Source organism: Salmonella sp. SA15303, from assembly GCF_029962125.1.
GTDB lineage: Bacteria > Pseudomonadota > Gammaproteobacteria > Enterobacterales > Enterobacteriaceae > Salmonella > Salmonella enterica.
In genome coordinates, this window is record NZ_CP123924.1 from 1,194,411 (window position 1) to 1,212,404 (window position 17,994).

The window sequence follows — 17,994 nt, forward strand, 5'->3', positions numbered from 1 at the left end:
CAACCCTACACAGTTCACCACCAGTCGATTGGCGTCGTAGGTGGTGATGGTTAACCTAATGAGGTGACGCTATGACTACTCAAATTTCTGCAGAAAATCTTTCTCTGCTAACTCACAATAATATCCCTGTTATCACAACTGATTTCCTCGCTAATCTGTACGGCACGAAAGCCAAAAACATATCTGATAACTATCTCAACAACACTTGCCGCTTTGTTGTGGGGAAGCACTTCTTTAAGCTTGAAAAAGACGATTTGCGTGAGTTTAAGAACAGACCCGATAACTTCGGGTTAGTTGGCTTACGTGCCCGCTCTCTAATTCTCTGGACAGAACGCGGGGCAGCTCGTCACGCGAAGATGCTTGAAACCGATCGAGCGTGGGAAGTGTTCGAGAAACTGGAAGATTGCTACTTCAATAGAAACCAATCACATGCGATGCAAACTATGGTGCTTGAGAGAGAGGCCATAACGCAGCTTAACCTCATGTTCTCGTGCGTTGAGCATCTTCGCTTGGATATGTGGCCCCACCTTAGCGCTGTTCTGCCCGGGCTGAACAGTGACTATCATAAGACTTTTGTAAAATTGGCGATGATGTTTTCTTTATTAAAGAAAGAGAGAGCGGAGTGCAAGCGAAAAGCTGAGAAAATCTTAAGCGGTCACTAAGGCTGCCGCCATTTTGCCGCCACTACCAAAGAAAAAGGGGCTACGTTTTCACGTAACCCCTTGTTTTATTTGGTGGAGCTGGCGGGAGTTGAACCCGCGTCCGAAATTCCTACATCCTCGGTACTACATGCTTAGTCAGTCTTTACATTCGCCTGGCACCTGCGGACGGACACGCCACTACCAGACTAGCCTGATTCGTTTTAACGCTTCAACCCCAGGCAGGGCATCCGCGCGATCTCTTTTGGGTTTGACCTCTCTTGATCCCCGTCCTAAGAGCGGAGGCTAGGGAGAGAGGGCTCTAAGCAGGTTATTAAGCTGCTAAAGCGTAGGTTTCGTCGTTTGCGACTATTTTTTTGCGGCTTTTTACGAGGCCAACCGCCCCTCGGCATGCACCTTGGGTTTCGCAAATCCCGTCGAATCCAGAATCAGCCCCAATGTGTAAGGTAAGTATAACAGACTTGTGACACGCGTGACCAGCCCCCGTATCTTCTTATCTTCAACGATTTACCGCTCGCGCAGCGCTTCTTTCGCGCGATTAAACGGTTTGATTAAATAGTCGACAATGGTTTTTTCACCGGTTTTGATATCTACCGTGGCGATCATGCCTGGAACAATCGAAAAACGGCGTCCTGATTTATTTTGTAGATAGTCCTGGTGGGTGCGGATAAATACGCGATAGTAGAAAATTTCCGGTTTCACTTTATCCTGAATGGTATCCGGTGAAATGGTCTCCACCACGCCGTCAAGCCCGCCGTAAATGGCGTAATCGTAAGCAGTAATTTTAACCAATGCGCGTTGGCCGGGATGAATAAAGGCGATATCACGCGGCGAAAGGCGGGTTTCAATCAGCAGACGATCGTCTACCGGCACTATCTCCATCATCTCGCCGTTAGGCGGGATCACGCCGCCAATCGTCGTGACCTGGATATTTTTAACAATGCCGCGTACCGGTGAACGCACGGTAAGGCGGGTGACGGAATCCTCGCGTCCTTTTAAAATGGCGGAGAGCATATCGACCTCAGCGTTCGCTTTTGATAACGCTTCGCGTGCCTGCACATAATATTGTGAGCGCAGATCGGTAATTTTTAAGCCTAAATCGCTTTTTTGTCGTTGCAGGCGCAGCACTTCAACATGACTGGCCGCGCCGCTTTTCTCCAGCCGCTGGGTAATGGCCAGCTCTTTATTAACCGACGCCAGCGCATCCCGTAGCTCGGCTTCGGTATCGGCCAGCTGCGCGCGGCGGCTTTTATAGAGACGCGTCTCTGCGGCAATCAGATCCGGCCAGCCGTTCAGCTCAGCGGGGAAGGCGAGAGGTAAGTCGTTGACTTCCGCGGTTAACCGTGCGCTGGAGGCGAGTGAAGCGCGATATTTTGCCGCACTTTCACCAACATTGGACGCCAGACGCGTCGGATCAAGCCGGGCGACAATCTGGTTAGCCTGAACTCTGTCGCCTTCCCGCACCGTCAACTGCGCCAGAATGCCGCCATCCAGCGACTGCAGAACCTGTTCGCGTGAACTGGGGATCACTTTCCCGTTGCCGGTGGAAACCTCATCCAGTCGGCCAAACCACGCCCAGATGCCGAGAATGAGAAATAACAGTGAGCAGATCAGAACAATACGACCCGCGCCGGAAAACGCCCGTTCACGCTGAATATCGGGATCGTCCATCGCGGCATCATGCTGATTGATTTTCATTTTTCCACTCCCGACGGTGACTTTGCATCCGATCCGCGTTAAGCGCCTGCGCTTTTGGCGCATCCATCACCAGTTGTCCTTCTTTCAGGACAACGACACGCTCAACCAGCTCCAGTATTGGTACCCGGTGCGTCGCGACGACCAGGGTTCGATTGCCAAGCCACTGATGTAACCGCTGAATAAACTCTCGTTCCGTATGCTCGTCCAGCGAGGCGCTGGGTTCGTCAAGTAGCACAATATTGGGGGAGCGCAGCAGCATTCTCGCCAGCAACAGGGACTGACGCTGCCCGCCGGACAGGCCGTTACCACCCTCCATAATGGGATGATCCAACCCTTTTGCCAGCCGCCTGACGAAGACGGCGCCGCCGCTGACTTCGAGCGCGTCAAAAATCTGTTCATCGTTGGCGTGCGGCGCGCCGAGCGTCAGGTTCTCTCGTAGGGTGCCGAAGAAAAGCCGCGCGTTCTGGCTAAGAAAGCCGATGTTGCGGCGTAAATCCGCCATATCGATGTGCGACAAGCTGAGATTATCAAGCCGGGCATCTCCCTGAATCATCTCCAGGCCGCCCGCCATCGCCTGTAAAAGTGTGGATTTACCCGCACCGTTACGCCCCAGTATCGCAATCCGCTCGCCTGGCATGATCTCCAGACGCACGAGGCGCAACGGTATGCGTTGATCGTCGTTATGGTAACGAAACTGAGCGTTTTCAAAGAGGTAATGCCCGTGGAGGATGTCGCGGTGTATCAGGCTATCGTCATGCTGTGTCTCGGTGGGCAGTTGCATAATGTTGTCGAGACCCATCTTCGCCGCTTTCACCTGCTGCCAGCGCGCCAGCACGCCGCACAGGTTAGCCATTGGCGCGATCATCCGCGAGCCGAGCATCGACGCGGCGACCACGGCGCCGGTAGTCATACTGCCTTCAATAACCATCGGCGCGCCGAACATAATCACTGCGGCATACACCAGACTTTGTACCGACATCCCCCAACTGATAAGCCCTTGCGTGAGTTTGCGGGTGCGTAGACCCGACTCGCCGGTAATACGGATATAGCTATTCCACTGCTGAAGAAAGCGGTTCTCCGCCTGCATCAGTTTAATATCCTCCAGCCCCTGAACGCTTTCGACCAAGACTGCATTGCGTAGCGTCGCTTCGTGGGCGGCCTGGTTGGCGAGGACAGCCAGTTTTTTTTGCAGTGCGACGCCCGGCAGGATCATCAGCAGAGCCGCCACGGGCGCTATCCATGCCAGCGGTGGGGCAATAATCGCCAGGACTATCATAAACAGGAAAAAGAAAGGCAGATCGACAATGGTCGCCAGCGTTGAAGAGGTAATCATCTCGCGGATCTGCTCTAGTTCGCGTAACTGCGAGATAAAACTGCCGGTGGAACGGGGAATAGCGCTGTTGCGCAGCCTTAACGCGTGACCGAATACCCGATCGGAAATGCGCATATCGGCGCGTTTACCGAGCACGTCCATAATGTGCGTACGCGCTTCACGCAGCAGAAAACCGAACAGCACCGCTACCAGCACGCCGAAGGAGAGCACGTACAGGGTAGGATATGACTGAGCGGGGATCACCCGATCGTAAACCTGCATAGAGAACACAATCCCGGCCAGCGACAGCACGTTAATCAGAAAGGCGGCGACCATTACCGGTAAATAAGGGCGAATATCCTGCAGAACCAGCTCGCGCATCCAGTCGGGTTTAAAGCGGGAGATATAGCGGTCGACGCGGCTATCCTTGAGCGCCGATAGCGGGCGTAGCGCGGCAACATAGAGGATCTCCGGCAATAACTCGCTGAGCGTCAGGCGGTTACGCTGACCCTCTTCTTCAATCACAAAAACGTCTACCGCCTCTTCGCCATTAACATGTTCGATGACCAATAACTGCCCGTCCCGGAGCTCGACAACCAACGGCAATCGCCACTGACTAAATGCCGTTTTGTCTATGTCCGGCGCATGAAAGGATAAACCCGCCTGCCGCGCGAGCTGCGTTAAGGCGGTCGTTCTGCTTTTACCCCTAAGCCACGGGGCGTTGGCCTGAATTGAACCGGGAGAACAGGCAACGCGATAATGACCGGCGACATAGCTGATGGCCTGCGCCCATTGGCTTAGCGCGCGCTCACTGAGTACCTCTTCTACATCGGGGGCGGCGCGGGTCATGGCTGGATCTCCACGGATTGAATGCTGCGATGATTTAACGCGAACGCCTGACGAAGCGCGCCGGTGTTATACAGACAGTTCAGTTGCAACTGATGCAACTGGCTTTCCGTTTGCAGTTCGGCAAAACGCGCCTGGTAAACTTCCTGCTCCGCATTAAGCACGTCGAGCAGCGGGCGGGAACCGAGGTCAAGGTATTGCTGCTGATACAGTTCGCGCGTACGTTCGCTAAGCTGCTGTTGCCGACGAAGGATTTGTAACGCGCTGGCAAGACTCATTGCCTGGCTGCGCGCCTCCATCAGTTTCTGGCGGACATCAAGCCGGGTGCGCTGAATGGTCGACTGAGCCGCGTCTACCGCATGGCTGGCGGCGTTGCGTCGGGCAGTCAGCCCTCCGCCCTGATAAAGCGGCATCTCAACTTTTACCCAGGTGGAATACTGGGTTTTATCCAGCACTTCATGACTGGGATATTTATCATTAAGATAATGTTGTACAGAAGGTTCGAGCGAAATCGTCGGCGTCATTTGCGCGCTGGCATAGTCCAGATTCGCCCGCGCAACGTTGGCCTGCGCCCAGGCGGCCAGTACCGCGGGCACCAGTCGATCGTCGGGAGTCGCCGTCTCACAGCTGCGAGCAAGTTTCGCCGGGAAGTCATTATTGATGCCGTTAAGCGAATTCCAGCCCAGCCAGCTCATCAGTGAGGCTTTCGCACTGTCGAGATTGGCCTGATACTGCGCCAGTTGCGAGCGGGCGGATTCGATTCTGGCTTCGGTTTGCACCACGTCAGAGAGCGACGTAGCGCCTTCATCGCTGCGCTGCCGGATAAGTTTACCGATGCTGTCCAGCGCGACGAGCTGTTCTTCCGCCGCTTCTACCATTTGCTGCCAGCTCTGCGTTTGTACAATGGCGTTGGCGGTTTCGTGCGCGACGGTATCAATACTGAGCAACACATTGGCCTGTTGCTGCGCTGCGCCTGCGGTTTCGGCGCGAACCTGGCTTGCCACTTTGCCGAAGTCATAAAGCATTTGCGATACCGACAGCACTAGCGAGGGGCTATACCCGTGATCGGTGTAGGTATTGCTGTACCCATTGTTCACGCCAGCGCTGACTTGCGGATAATATTTCGATTTGGCGACCTCTATTTGTTCATTCTGTGCGAGCAGTTTGCCGATGGCTTCGCGAATAGAAGGATGCCAGTTAACGGCGCGATTGACCGCGTCATTGAGCGTCAGGTTGCCCGGCGCGGCGGCGCTGAGCGGCAACTCAGCGGCGGAGCCATCCAGCGAAGGAAGCATCTGGTCCGTTGCTAATCCTTCGGATGTAATCATTGGCGGCGCTTCTGCGCCCCGGGGCTGGTGATGAAACAAAGCAAATGCCAGTACGATGGCGACAGGCGCGACTCTTCCCATAGTTTATCCCTTTTAAATATCACCGCTTGTTGCCCCGAACGTCGTGGCGTTCGGGGCTTTTTTATCAACCGCTGGTTATCAGGTGGTTGTTCTGCAACAGATCATTTAGCGTGAGCTGCACATTCTCCAGAGTGACAAGGTCGGTTGATTTAAACGCGCTGCCGGTGCCGTCGCGATCGACGGATATCACCGTATTGGCGCCGCTGGTATGAACCTGAACAAAGTTACCCAGCGTCGCCGCCTGGTGATCCCAGCCGGTCAGCAGTTCGTGGATATCGATCTTGTCGCCCTGCGCGGTAGAGAAGTTTTGCCAGCGATCGACGCCGTTGCCGCCGGTCGCGTCCGCGCCGTTTAACAGGTGGTAAATCAGCGTATCGCCATAGGCGGAGCCGATGAGAACATCGTTTTGGTTGGTACTGACGATTTGTGGCGCCATATCAATGGTCAATGTGGCGCTATCCGTATGACCCATCTTGTCATCCAGTTGATAGGTAAAGACCTCTTTACTGGTGATGGACGACATCGCGACGCCATTATTCAGGGTGTAGGTGTAAGCGCCATCAAGGTTAATTTGCAATGTGCCGTAATGTCCCTGAATCGTGGCGCTGGTGGTATTCGCCGCGGCGTCCAGCGTGGCGGCGCTGCCGTTATACCCGCTAATGCTCAGGCGGGTATTCACCGTATTAAGCTGATCCATCGCCCCCGCCGCGTCGCTGCCGTCAAAAATATTGCCGAGAACGGTATGCGTTCCGGACGTTTCAAAATTATCCAGATCGACGGTGGTGCCGATGACGCGTGGCGTGATCGTCGCCGCCCCGGCCAGGGTATTGGTGCCGGTAAAGTTAAGCGTGTACGTTCCGGCATCCAGCTCCAGGCCGCTCAGGTTAACGGTCACCGTCGCGCTGCCCAGCGTGATATTCGCCACCGGAACGGTTCCGTTGCGTATGACGGTCCCGTTCTCCTGAATGGCCCAGCTAATATTCAGATTGCCCAGCGTAATGAGCGTGGAGACATCAAAAACCAGTGACGCGCCTTTAAGTACGGTGCCCGTTGCAACGTCAAAGGTGCCGCTCCCGCTGCCCGATTTGCCGAGTAGCCCCCAACTGGCGCTGCCGACGCTGGAGTCCAGCCAGGCAGCGGTATCCTGAAGCGTGGCGACGCTGAGGGTATCGCTGACATCATTAATCGCATCCAGCGCCCTGGCGGTTGGCGTGATATTGAGCGAGGCCGTATCGGTATCGCCGTTTGGCGCTTTGACCGTATAGATAAAGCTGTCCGGCGTTTTAATGCTGTCGGCGCCGACGCCGTTCTTCAGCGTGTAGGTATAGTTGCCTCTTGCGTCAATGATGAGCGAGCCATACAGCCCGTTTACCTCCGTTGTGCCGGTCGCCGCAATCGCCACGCCGTTTACTTCAGTGAGGAGGGCGTCCGTAGGGACGACATCATTGGTCAGTACGTTGCCGGTGGTGTTGGCGGTGATACTGTCAACGGCATAGGTGTGGTCCTGGGAAATCGCCAACGTATAGCCAGTGAGGACGCTAATGCCGCTGGCGGTATTCAGCACGAACAAGTATTCGCCGCCAGGCAACGTCAGGGTCAGCGGCTGGGACTGTCCGGCTAACAGCAGGGTGTTAATCCAGCCCTTTTGAACCCGGAACTGCTCATATTGTTGAATGGCATCGTTGAAGCGATAAACGTACAGATCGAACGTGGAAACCAGTGAGACGCCGCCGACGGTTCCCTGTAACGTCATGGTTCGCGTAGCGCCTTCTTCAACGTTAAAGATGATCGGATTAGTCATATCATCAAGCAGATTCGCGTTCAGTACATTACCAAGTCCGACGCTTAATACCGTGACGCCGCTTTGTGTCGAGGGGCCGTTGTTGACGTAGCTAACGTGAGTATCAAAGACCAGCGAGGCGTTATTGTCTGTCGCTATCACGCTGCCCGGTACAGGCGCGGGACCCAAATTAATAACCAGTTGCGCGGCGCTGCTACCGACGCCATTCTGGGTGATGGTGTAGGTGAAGCTCTCTTTATGTCCGTATCCCGCCGTGGGCTTAGTCAGCGTGTAGGTGTAACTGCCATCCTGATTAATGTGCAGCGTGCCGTATTGCCCCAGGATATCCACGCCGCCCGCGCCGACCGGCGTACTGACGCCGTTGGCGTTGGTGATGGCGGTGACCGTGGTGCCCGTCGGCGCGGTATCATCAGCCATGACGTTGCCGGTACTGATGGTTGGCCCGCTAATAATACCTGCGCTGGTCTGGTGTACATCGACATCCAGGCTGGTATATGACCCGGTAGCGAGCAGACTGGTGTTATAAGTGAGTACCCGGTACTGGCCTTCGCCCAGGCCGCTCAGGTTCAGGGTAACGCCGCTCCCGGTCAGGGTAAGCAAATTCGCGAAGTCGCCAACGGCGGTGTTGACGATCGTCGTCCAGGCGCCGAGGCTGGTGTCGTAGCGCTGTACCACAATCTCCTGAGTACTGAGCAGCGAAAGCACGATTCCCGTTGCGGCGGCATCGATGGTGACGTCGCCCGTACCACCTTCAGCAATGGTGAACTCAACCTGAGCGGTATCGTTACCCAAAACCGAGGCGACATTGCCAAGCGCGCCAACCAGCAGCAGGCCGTAATCCGAATAGTTTTGCGTGCTGGTGACGGCGGTAGAGGTCAGATCAAGACTGGTTATGTTATCCCTTGCCGCCAGCGGCAGAACCGGCGCGGTAATGCCTAACGTGCCAGAGGCGTTACCCGCAGCGTCAGTCGCCGTCACGTTAATGAGTTGACCTTCAATTTGTTTTGTCGGCAAGGTGAGAGACCATGCGCCGTTGCTGCCAGCGGTGGTGGTGAGCGTCACGCCCCCCGTCAGCGTGACGGTTACGGTGCTGTTTGCCTCTGCCAGCCCGGAAAGTGAACCGCCATCGGCGCTGAGCGTACCTGACGGCGTACCGGGCGCCAGCGTATCGACAATCACCGTCGCGGCGGTGGAGACGCTGCCTGTACCGTTGGCGTTAGTCGCGGTGGCGGTGAAGGCGTGGCTGCCTTCGGTCAAATTGCCTGTCGGGGTAAAGCTCCAGTTTCCGCTGGCGTTCGCCGTGGTGGTGCCGAGCAGCGCCCCGTTGTTATAAATGCTCACCGTGGCGCCCGCCTGAGCGGTACCATTCAATGTGGGTTGTGCGTCATTAGTGACCTGGCCGTTGGCGATAGCGCCGGTATAAATACCCACATCATCCACTACGTTGGTGATGATCGGTGCTTCCGGCACGCGCGTATCGGGCGCGGTAAATCCGGCGGCAATGCCTGTGTTGCCTGCTTTATCCTGGGCAAATGCCAGTAGCGGCTGACCATTGGTCTGCGCGGGCGTGAGTGTGGCGGTGAAGCTGCCTGTACCGTCGGCGGTGGCGGTTCCCAGTACCACACCAGTCTCAGAGGTAATCGTCACTGTACTGCCTGCTTCCGCGGTGCCCGTCACGCGATTACCGGTAGCATTGATGACCAGGTTGCCGGGCGCGCCGGGCGCAATGGTATCCACGATAATCGTTATCGATGGCGAAGCGGCGCTAACGTTGCCAGCCGCATCGGCGGCGCTAACGCTATAGGCGTGACTTCCCTGGCCGAGCGCGGCGGTTGGCGTCCAGCTCCAGTTGCCGCTGGCATTGGCGTTCACGGTCGCGACCAGCGCGCCATTATCGAAGATGCTTACCGCGCTGTTGGCTTCCGCAGTACCGTTGAGCGTCGGCTGTGTGTCGTTGGTCGATTGTCCATTGCCAATGGCACCGGTGTTGTTCGGGACATCATCAACGATGCTGGTTATAAGCGGAACCGTTGGCGCAAGGGTATCGACCACGATAGTAAAACCGCTGGTGGCCGGGCTAACGTTGCCTGCCGGGTCGGTGGCGGTCACTGTTAATGTGCGCGTGCCGTCGTTTAACCCTGTCGTCGGCGTGAAGCTCCACGCGCCGCTCGCGTTAGCCGAGGTGACGCCAAGCAGAGTGTCGCCATCATAGATACTGACCACGCTGCCCGCTTCGGCAGTGCCGTTCAGCGTGGGGCGGTTATCATTGGTTATCTGACCATTAGCGAGATTTCCTGTGACCCCACCCGCGACGTCATCCACCACGGACGTCAGGATTGGCGTTTGCGGCGCGGTGGTATCGACCGTCAGGGTGAAAGCCGTACTGTTCGGGCTGCTGTTTCCTGCGGCATCGGTGGCGACGGCGGTGATGACGTGCGTTCCGCTTGCCAGCGTTGAGGTGGAGACGCTCCACGCGCCGTCAGGCTGAGCCGTTGTCGTGCCAATGACCGTACCATTTTCATAGAGCGTGATCGTGGCGCCGGCTTCTGCGGTGCCGCTGAAGGTTGGCGTAGGATCGTTGGTATTTTGGCCGTTCGCGATCGTGCCGAGGCCTGGCGCCTGATCGTCACTGACTGATGTGATTACCGGCGTCAGCGGCGGCGTAGTATCGACGACGAAATTAACGCTGTCCGAAACGGGGCTGGCGTTGCCTGCGGCATCAACGGCAATGACGGTAATTACATGGTTGCCCGTCGCCAGCGAGGCGTCGGGCGTGTAGCGCCAGCTACTGCTATTGTCGGCGGGAATTTCAGCCAGCAGCGTGCCGTTATCGTAGAGACGAATAGTTGTGTTGGTTTCACGGGTGCCGCTAATGACAGGGCGCGCCTCGTCTGTGATCTGTCCTGAACTCAGATTGCCGGTAATGGGGCCCGTACCGTCGTAGACCGTATCAATAACAGGCGCGGCGGGAGCCGTGGTATCAATAGTAAACGAGCGTATTTCGGACGCGGCGCTGGTATTGCCTGCCGCATCGGTTGCTGTCGCCGTCAGGTTCCAGACGCCCGCGCCCAGCGAGGTAGACGGTGTAAAGCTCCAGCTACCGTTGGCCTGAACTTGCGCCGTGCCGACCAGCGCGCTGCCATTATAAATCGAGATGGTTGTACCCGCCTCACCGGTACCCGAGAGTGTTGGTCGGGTTTCGTTCGTCGAGCCGCCGTTGGGGACGATGCCCGTTACCGGCGCCGTATTGTCTGCCACGCTGGCGATAACCGGCGCGGCGGGCGGTGTGGCGTCAATCGTCAGCACAAATCCGCTGGACACCGCGCTGCTATTACCCGCCGGATCGGTGGCGCTAAGGGTGAACGTGTGGCTACCGTTTGCAAGCGGCGTCTGCGGCGTGAAACTCCACGTGCCGTCGCTATTCACCGTCGTGGTACCGATGGACGCGGGATTACCGTCAAGATAGACATTAATCGTCGCGCCTGCCTCTCCGCGCCCGTTCAGGGTGGGCGTCGCATCGTTCGTTAGCTGCCCGCTAACCAGGTTGCCGGTAATTCCGGGCTGGTCATCCACGACGGAGGTGAGAACCGGGATCGCCGGAGGCGTAATATCGACCACGATCGTCCACGGCGCGGAGACCGCGCTGGTATTGCCCGCCGGATCGGTAGCGCTAACCGTCAGATTATGGCTTCCCTCTGACAAATTGCGGGGCACCGGGAAGGTCCAGCTACCGTTTTCGCCTACCTGAGCCGTGCCAAGCGGCGTACCGTTATCAAAAATGGTGATTGTCGCGCCAGGTTCGCCAGTTCCGTTCAGTATTGGCTGCCGATCGTCGGTGGATTGCCCCGGTAACACCGGAACGGTCGGTTGATTGTTATCGTCAATCACGGAGGTGATAACCGGCACATCTGGCGCCTGCGCGTCAATGTTCAGCGTAAAGCCGTCCGAAGGCTGGCCGCTATTGCCGGCGGGATCGGTCGCTACGGCGGTAAAGATGTGCGCGTTGCTCTCCAGCGGCGCGTTCGGGGTGAAGCGCCAGTTGCCGCTTTGATCTACCGTGGCGGAACCGATTTCTACGCCGTTATCCAGAATGCGGATCGTGGCGCCAGCTTCTCCCGTTCCGTTGAGCGTCGGGCGTGAATCATTGGTGAGCGCGCCGTTATCCAGCGTACCGGTCATGCCGGGGACATCATCCGTTGCGCTGGTAATAACCGGTTGCGCCGGCGCGCTAAGATCGACAGTGATCCCGACCGGTGCGGACAGGCCGCCCGGGCCATTCGCATTGGTTGCCTGGACGGTGAAGTAATGTGTGCTTTCGCTTAATGGCGTCGCGATCTCAAAGATCCAGTTCCCGCTGGCGTCAACGGTGGCAAAGCCTGCCGAATCGCCATCAATGAAAACTTCAACGGTAGAGCCGATATCCGTGGTGCCGCGCAGCGTCGGCGTGGTGTCGTCCGTGGCGCCGCCCGCCGCAATATTCCCCTGTACGCTCCCGACATCATCTTCAATCGCCGTGATGGCCGGGACGGCGGGCAGACCGCTGTCGGAAGCGGGAAAATTCGTAGCCGGGCCGTTATTCCCCGCGCGATCGATAGCAATTGCCGTCAGCGTACCGCCATCGGTTTGCGCCGGACTGAGCGTAACGACGAATTCACCGGTGCCATTAGCGACAGCGCTGCCGACCAGGGTGCCATCGATATGATGAATTTCAACGGTAGCGTAAGGGTCGGCAATTCCGGCGACGCGCGTGCCATCGTCATCCACCGTCTGGACTGTTGGCGCGGGCGGGGCGGTGATATCCACGGTAATAGTGATCGGCTGGGTTTGCGCCGTGGTATTTCCAGCATCGTCAGTCGCGCTGAAGGTTAGCGCATGGCTGGCTTCTGATAATTCGGGCGTATTGAATGTCCAGACCCCGTCGGTGACGAGCGCCGTCCCTATTGCCACGCCATTGTCGTAAATCGTGACGGTGCTGCCGTTTTCGCCGCTGCCGTTAATAGTCAGCGTCCGATCGTTAGTAAAGGCGCCATCGGTTAATGGCCCGGTCACTGGTGCAACATCGTCAAGGATTTCATTGACGACGGGCGGCTGCAACGGAACGGTGTCGACGGTGAAGGTAAAGCTGTTCGATACGCCGCTGCTGTTTCCGGCGGCATCGGCGGCAATGGCAGTCAGGGTGTAGACGCCATCCGGCAACGCGCTGGTCACCGGCAGCGTCCAGGTGCCGGTCTCATCGACGGTGACTACGCCTAAAACGCTGCTGCCATTATAGAGCGTAATAATGCTGCCGATGTCGCCAGTGCCGTGAATGACCGGTGTATTGTCGTCAGTGGTTGCGCCGCTGACAATAGTATCCTGGACTTCGCCGACGTTATCTTCGGCAAAAGTGATAACCGGATTGGCGGGCGCAGTGGTGTCTAGCGTAAAAGTGACTGAGGCGGAAGGTGGACTGATATTGCCCGCTCTATCGGTTTCCGTGACGGTAATGGTATAGGTTTCTGGCGTCAGTGCCGCAGGCGTAAAGTTCCAGCTACCGTTATCGCCTACCGTTGTGCGACCAATTTCACTGCCATTATTGTAGAGAATTATCGTGCTGCCGATCTCTCCCGTGCCGCTGAAGGTCGGCGTGGTATCGTTCGTTGCGCCATTATTGCCGATGTTGCCAATAACCGGCGCGACGTTATCGCTGATTAGCGGCGCGTCAGGCTGCGCTGGAGGCTGGGTATCAAGGGTAACGGAGAAAACGCCGGAGGTCGGGCTACTATTGCCTGCGGCATCCGTGGCGGTGGCCGTCAGGATGTTTAACCCTTCGCTCAGATTACGGGTTAGCGGATAGGTCCAGCTACCCTGTGGATTGACCTGGACGGTAGCCAGTTCTACGCCGTTATTGTACAGGGTGATGATGGTGCCGGGTTCGCCGGTGCCGCTGAGGGTCGGCATACGCTGATTGGTAATACTGCCGTTTGCCAGTAGCACCTCGCCTTCTCCGCCGGTGATGGCGGCTGACACGATCTGCGGCGCATCCGGCGCCTGGGTATCGATGCGTAGGGTAAAGCTGATGGATTCGGGACTTTCGTTCCCCGCCGGATCGTTGGCGCGAGCGGTCAGAAGGTGGTCGCCGTCGCCCAGCGCGGCAGGCGGCGTAAACTGCCAGCGCCCGTCCGTGCCGACCAGCGCCTGACCTATGGCATTGCCATTATCGTAAAGGATGATTGTGTCGCCTGCGGTGCCGCTACCGCTCAACCGGGGCTGGGATTCCTGGGTAATCTGATTGGTATCAATCGTATTTCCGTCGCCGTCAGCTACGCCGATAACGCCGGGGGCGGCAGGGGCCTGGGTATCAATGGTAATCGTAAAATCGGTCGAAAAAGGCGTGGTGTTGCCGTTACTGTCGCTGGCCGTCACGGTAAAGGTGTAGGTGTCGTCCGCCAGTGGCGAGGCCGTGGTGTAAGCGTAGCTCCAGACGCCGGAATTACCGACGATAATATCTGCTATCCGGGCGCCATTCTGATACAGGTGTACTGTGGAACCCGGTTCACCTGTACCATTAATCGTTGGCGTGCTGTCGTTAGTGAGCCCCAGATGCGCGACGCTACCGAGAATACCCGGCGCATCATCTGTAATGAAGGTGATTACCGGTTGCTGCGGCGATTGCGTATCGACCACCAGGTCGAATGACGCGGCCTGACTGGCATTGCCTTTAGCGTCGGTTGCGATTACGGTCAGTCGATGCGCGCCTTCACCTAAATTTTGCGACGGCGTAAACGTCCAGGCACCGTTGGGCTGTAGCGTGGCGAGTCCCAGTGAAAAGCCGTTATCAAAGACTTCGACACGCGCGCCGGCCTCCGCCGTACCGCTAAGGGTGGGACGGTTGTCGTTGGTGGTTTGTCCGTTAACCAGCGGCCCGGTGAAGCTTTCAACATCGTCCAGTACCTGAGTGATAATGGGCTTATCCGGGGCGGTGATATCGGGCGCTTGCGCTGTGGTTGGCGGGCTGACGTTGTTGGCGCTGTCGGTGGCGGTGACGGTAACCTGTTCGCCGTTGGTCTGTGCGGGGACGAGGGGAAGGGTAAAATGGCCTTCGCCATCTGCTTTGCCGCTGCCAAGCGGCTTGCCGTCCGGCGTGGCGATCGTGATGGCGCTACCCGGTTCGGCGGTGCCGCTGATACTGGTGCCATCCTCACTAATTACCACGTTTTTCGGCATTTCCGGCGCGGTACTGTCCGGCGCGATAACCGTCGCGGCGGCGCTTTCGTTTTTCGCGACATCGGTGGCGGTAGCGATAAGTGCCTGGCCGTTAGTCTGCGCCGTATTCAGCGGAACGATAAATTGTCCGTTGCCATTAGCGACGGCGCTGCCAAGTACGGTGTTGCTACTGTCGCGGATAGTGACCGTTGCCCCGGCTTCCGCCTGACCGCTTACGGACAGACCGTCGGTCGCCACGGTAAGACCGTCCGGTGCCGCAGGCGCAGTTTTATCCGGCGCGTTCAGCGTTTCTACCGGACCGCTATTCGCGGCTTTATCGGTAACGCTAATGCTTAATGTTTCGCCGTTAATTTTCGCCGGGCTAATACCTATTGAGAAGGTACCGTCGTCGCCTGCCGTTCCACTCCCGAGCGTATTTCCCAGGCTGTCTTTGATAACCACAGTACTGCCAGCTTCCGTAGTGCCGGTGAGTCTGTCGCCGACGTCGCTAACCGCCAGGCCTTCCAGCACCGGCGGCTGCGTGTCGATATCAATGGTAAAGGAGACGGACTGCCCGCTGGTGCCGCGATCGTTGGTCGCGGTAGCGGTAAAGACATGGTCGCCATCGGCAAGCGCCAGCGAGGGGGTAAAGCTCCATTTGCCGTCAGCGTCAGCGACAATGGGCGGAAAGGTCGCTACAGGAAAGCCATTATCGTTAATCGATATCGTACTGCCTGGTTCAGCAGTACCGCTGAGGGTTGGGCGGTTATCATCTGTGGCATCGCCATTTTTCAGCAGCCCGGTAACGGCGCCAGCGTCATCCGTCACGGTAAGGATAGTCGGCTGGGCAGGATACTGTGAGTCAGAAGCGGTAAACTCCGTGGCGGGGCCGATGTTACCGACGGCGTCCTGAATACGCGCTTCCAGACGCTCGCCGTGGGTCTGAGCCGGATTCAGCGTGATGCTGAAGTGGTTATTTTCTCCGGTAATCGTGGAGCCCAGGTAATTTCCCGCCGGGTCATAGATCGACACAGTACTGCCAGCTTCAGCGGTGCCGCTAACGGTTGTGCCGTCTTTCGCAACATTATCAATGATAGCGGCGTCAGGCGGCGTGGTGTCCACAATGATAGTAGGCGTTGTCGTCACGCGGCTCGTGTTTCCGGCTTTGTCGCTTTGTTCGACGGTAAAGGTATGTTCGCCATCGCTTAACGGCGTAGTCGGCGTAAAGGTCCAGCGTCCATTTTCGTCTACGGTAGCGCTGCCGATAACGGTTGAACCTTCTTTAATCGTGATGGTATTGCCTGCGTCTCCCTGCCCGGAAAATAGCGGTTTTGCCTCGTCAGTTCGGTCATTATTCTGTAGCGGCCCGGTGAGCAAACCGGTGTTATCGGCAATCAGTTCAACACGTGGGGCATCGGGGATGAGTGTGTCGATAGTCAGCGTAAAGCGGGCTGATTCGCTACTTTCGCCTTTCACGTTAGTCGCAATGGCGGTGAAATGATTTTCCCCATCCGCTAGCGCGCTGGTAATGGCAAAATGCCAGTTTCCGCTGGTATCAACCGTTGTTGAGCCTATTTCCTGACCATTGGCGTAAATATGGATGACTGTGCCTGCGCTGCCGGTGCCCTCCAGAGTGGGGGTATTGTCGTTCGTAAACTGATTATTGCTCAGCGTGCCGGTGAGGGGAGCGGCATCATCGATAGCGGCGGTGATAACCGGTGTATCGGGGAGAGGAATGTTGGGCGCATCAATGGTTGCCGATGGGCCGGTATTGCCGGCATCGTCAGTCGCGGTCACGGTAAGTTGTTCGCCGCTAATCTGTGGCGCTGTCAGATCAATACTAAATTTACCGTCGCTATCCGCTTTGCCCTCGCCAACGACGTTGCCTGAGGGATCTTTGATGGTAATGGTACTGCCCGCTTCGGCTTGCCCGCTTACCGTTTTTCCGTCCGCTGAAATCAATAATTCGCCGGGAGCGAGAGGCGGGGTAGTATCTACAGGATTACTGCTACCTGGAGTATTGCCGTTGGGGGTACTGCCGCCGGGATTGCTGTTATCAGGGGGATTACCGTCAGGATTGGTGTTATCGGGGGGCGGATTATCGCCATCCGAATGATGGTGGGAATCGCCGCCGCCGGAAGACGCGATAGCGGCAATGCCGCCAGCCGCCACCGCGCCAGCCAGTACCCACGGCCAAACGGCGCCGCCTGCTTCATGGGAAGCGCCAGAAGTGACCAGCAGCTCATTAATATCAGCGATTTGTTCAAAATGTAGCCCGGCTTGCGGATTTTCTACCCACCATAACGTGCCATCGTTTTCCGCCAGTACTAACTGGCTTGCGCCCAGATCGTTGGTAACGTAAAAGTTTTTAATCGTGATCGTTTCGCCGGAATGGAGCCTCACCACCAGATCCTGATTAATGCGCGTAAGTTGACTAATTTCCTCCCGGGCCACTGATAATTTAACAATTGACGGGGCGTTAAGAGTGACCGCTGAGGATTCCACAGTGGTGGAGACGCCAGTCAATTTCGAAACCACGGCGAGTAGACGCATAAATCAGCTCCTGATGGATTTGCTCTGTGTATTAATTAACGGGCACAACGTTCAGGGCAAAATGCGTAGACGAGCCTTCCCGTTCATCGTGAGAGATGAATTTCCGTAGCCATATTCTTTTTTATGAGCGTAGGTGGAGGTCTGGTTTTCTCGCCGAATAACCCTTTGTTTTTTGTGCCTGACTAGTGCTTTCGTATTAGATGATATAGTCAGAAAAAAATCTTTCTGCAAATTAAGATCTATTGATAAAGGTGTTAGTGCGTCTGAAATATAACGGAGTTTGTGTTAAGGAGATGTAGGGTGGGCTAACAATACATGATAATTTTTTATTTATCTTTATGTTTTATAATGAATTTTAATTTTTTCTTCTTTTTCTCTTTTAACATAAAAACAATACTTTTTGTGAAGGTATTCAGCAATATTAAATTTTATAAAAATCATTTGAAGTATTGTGTTATTAGACTATAAAAATTTTTAAACAAAGAATATATTCTTGTTGTGGTATTTATTGCTATTGATAAGCGTCAGACA

5 protein-coding genes and 1 other RNA gene are annotated in these 17,994 nt (G+C 56.4%); 1 reads left to right on the top strand and 5 read right to left on the bottom strand.

Going from position 1 to position 17,994, the window contains the following annotated elements; genetic code table 11:
* Positions 1-71 precede the first annotated feature (71 nt).
* Positions 72-662: an ORF6N domain-containing protein gene (locus QEN31_RS05820; protein ID WP_001668082.1), complete on the top strand. Its 591-nt coding sequence runs from the start codon at positions 72-74 to the stop codon at positions 660-662.
* A gap of 70 nt (positions 663-732) precedes the next feature.
* Here QEN31_RS05820 and ssrA read toward each other — a convergent pair.
* The 5 genes from ssrA to bapA form a co-directional block, all read right to left on the bottom strand.
* Positions 733-1,095: a transfer-messenger RNA gene (gene ssrA, locus QEN31_RS05825) on the bottom strand.
* A gap of 71 nt (positions 1,096-1,166) precedes the next feature.
* Positions 1,167-2,330: an HlyD family type I secretion periplasmic adaptor subunit gene (locus QEN31_RS05830; RefSeq protein ID WP_010989057.1), complete on the bottom strand. Its 1,164-nt coding sequence runs from the start codon at positions 2,328-2,330 to the stop codon at positions 1,167-1,169.
* 7 nt (positions 2,331-2,337) lie between these two features.
* The gene (locus tag QEN31_RS05835) at positions 2,338-4,518 is read right to left on the bottom strand and encodes a type I secretion system permease/ATPase (protein ID WP_000196159.1); all 2,181 of its coding nucleotides are present in this window, start codon (positions 4,516-4,518) and stop codon (positions 2,338-2,340) included.
* Positions 4,515-5,924: a TolC family outer membrane protein gene (locus QEN31_RS05840; RefSeq protein WP_000533858.1), complete on the bottom strand. Its 1,410-nt coding sequence runs from the start codon at positions 5,922-5,924 to the stop codon at positions 4,515-4,517. The genes QEN31_RS05835 and QEN31_RS05840 overlap by 4 nt, the downstream gene beginning before the upstream one ends.
* 64 nt (positions 5,925-5,988) lie before the next feature.
* Positions 5,989-17,463, bottom strand: a complete 11,475-nt coding sequence (gene bapA / locus QEN31_RS05845; RefSeq protein WP_001237668.1) for a biofilm-associated protein BapA — start codon at positions 17,461-17,463, stop codon at positions 5,989-5,991.
* Positions 17,464-17,994 lie beyond the last annotated feature (531 nt).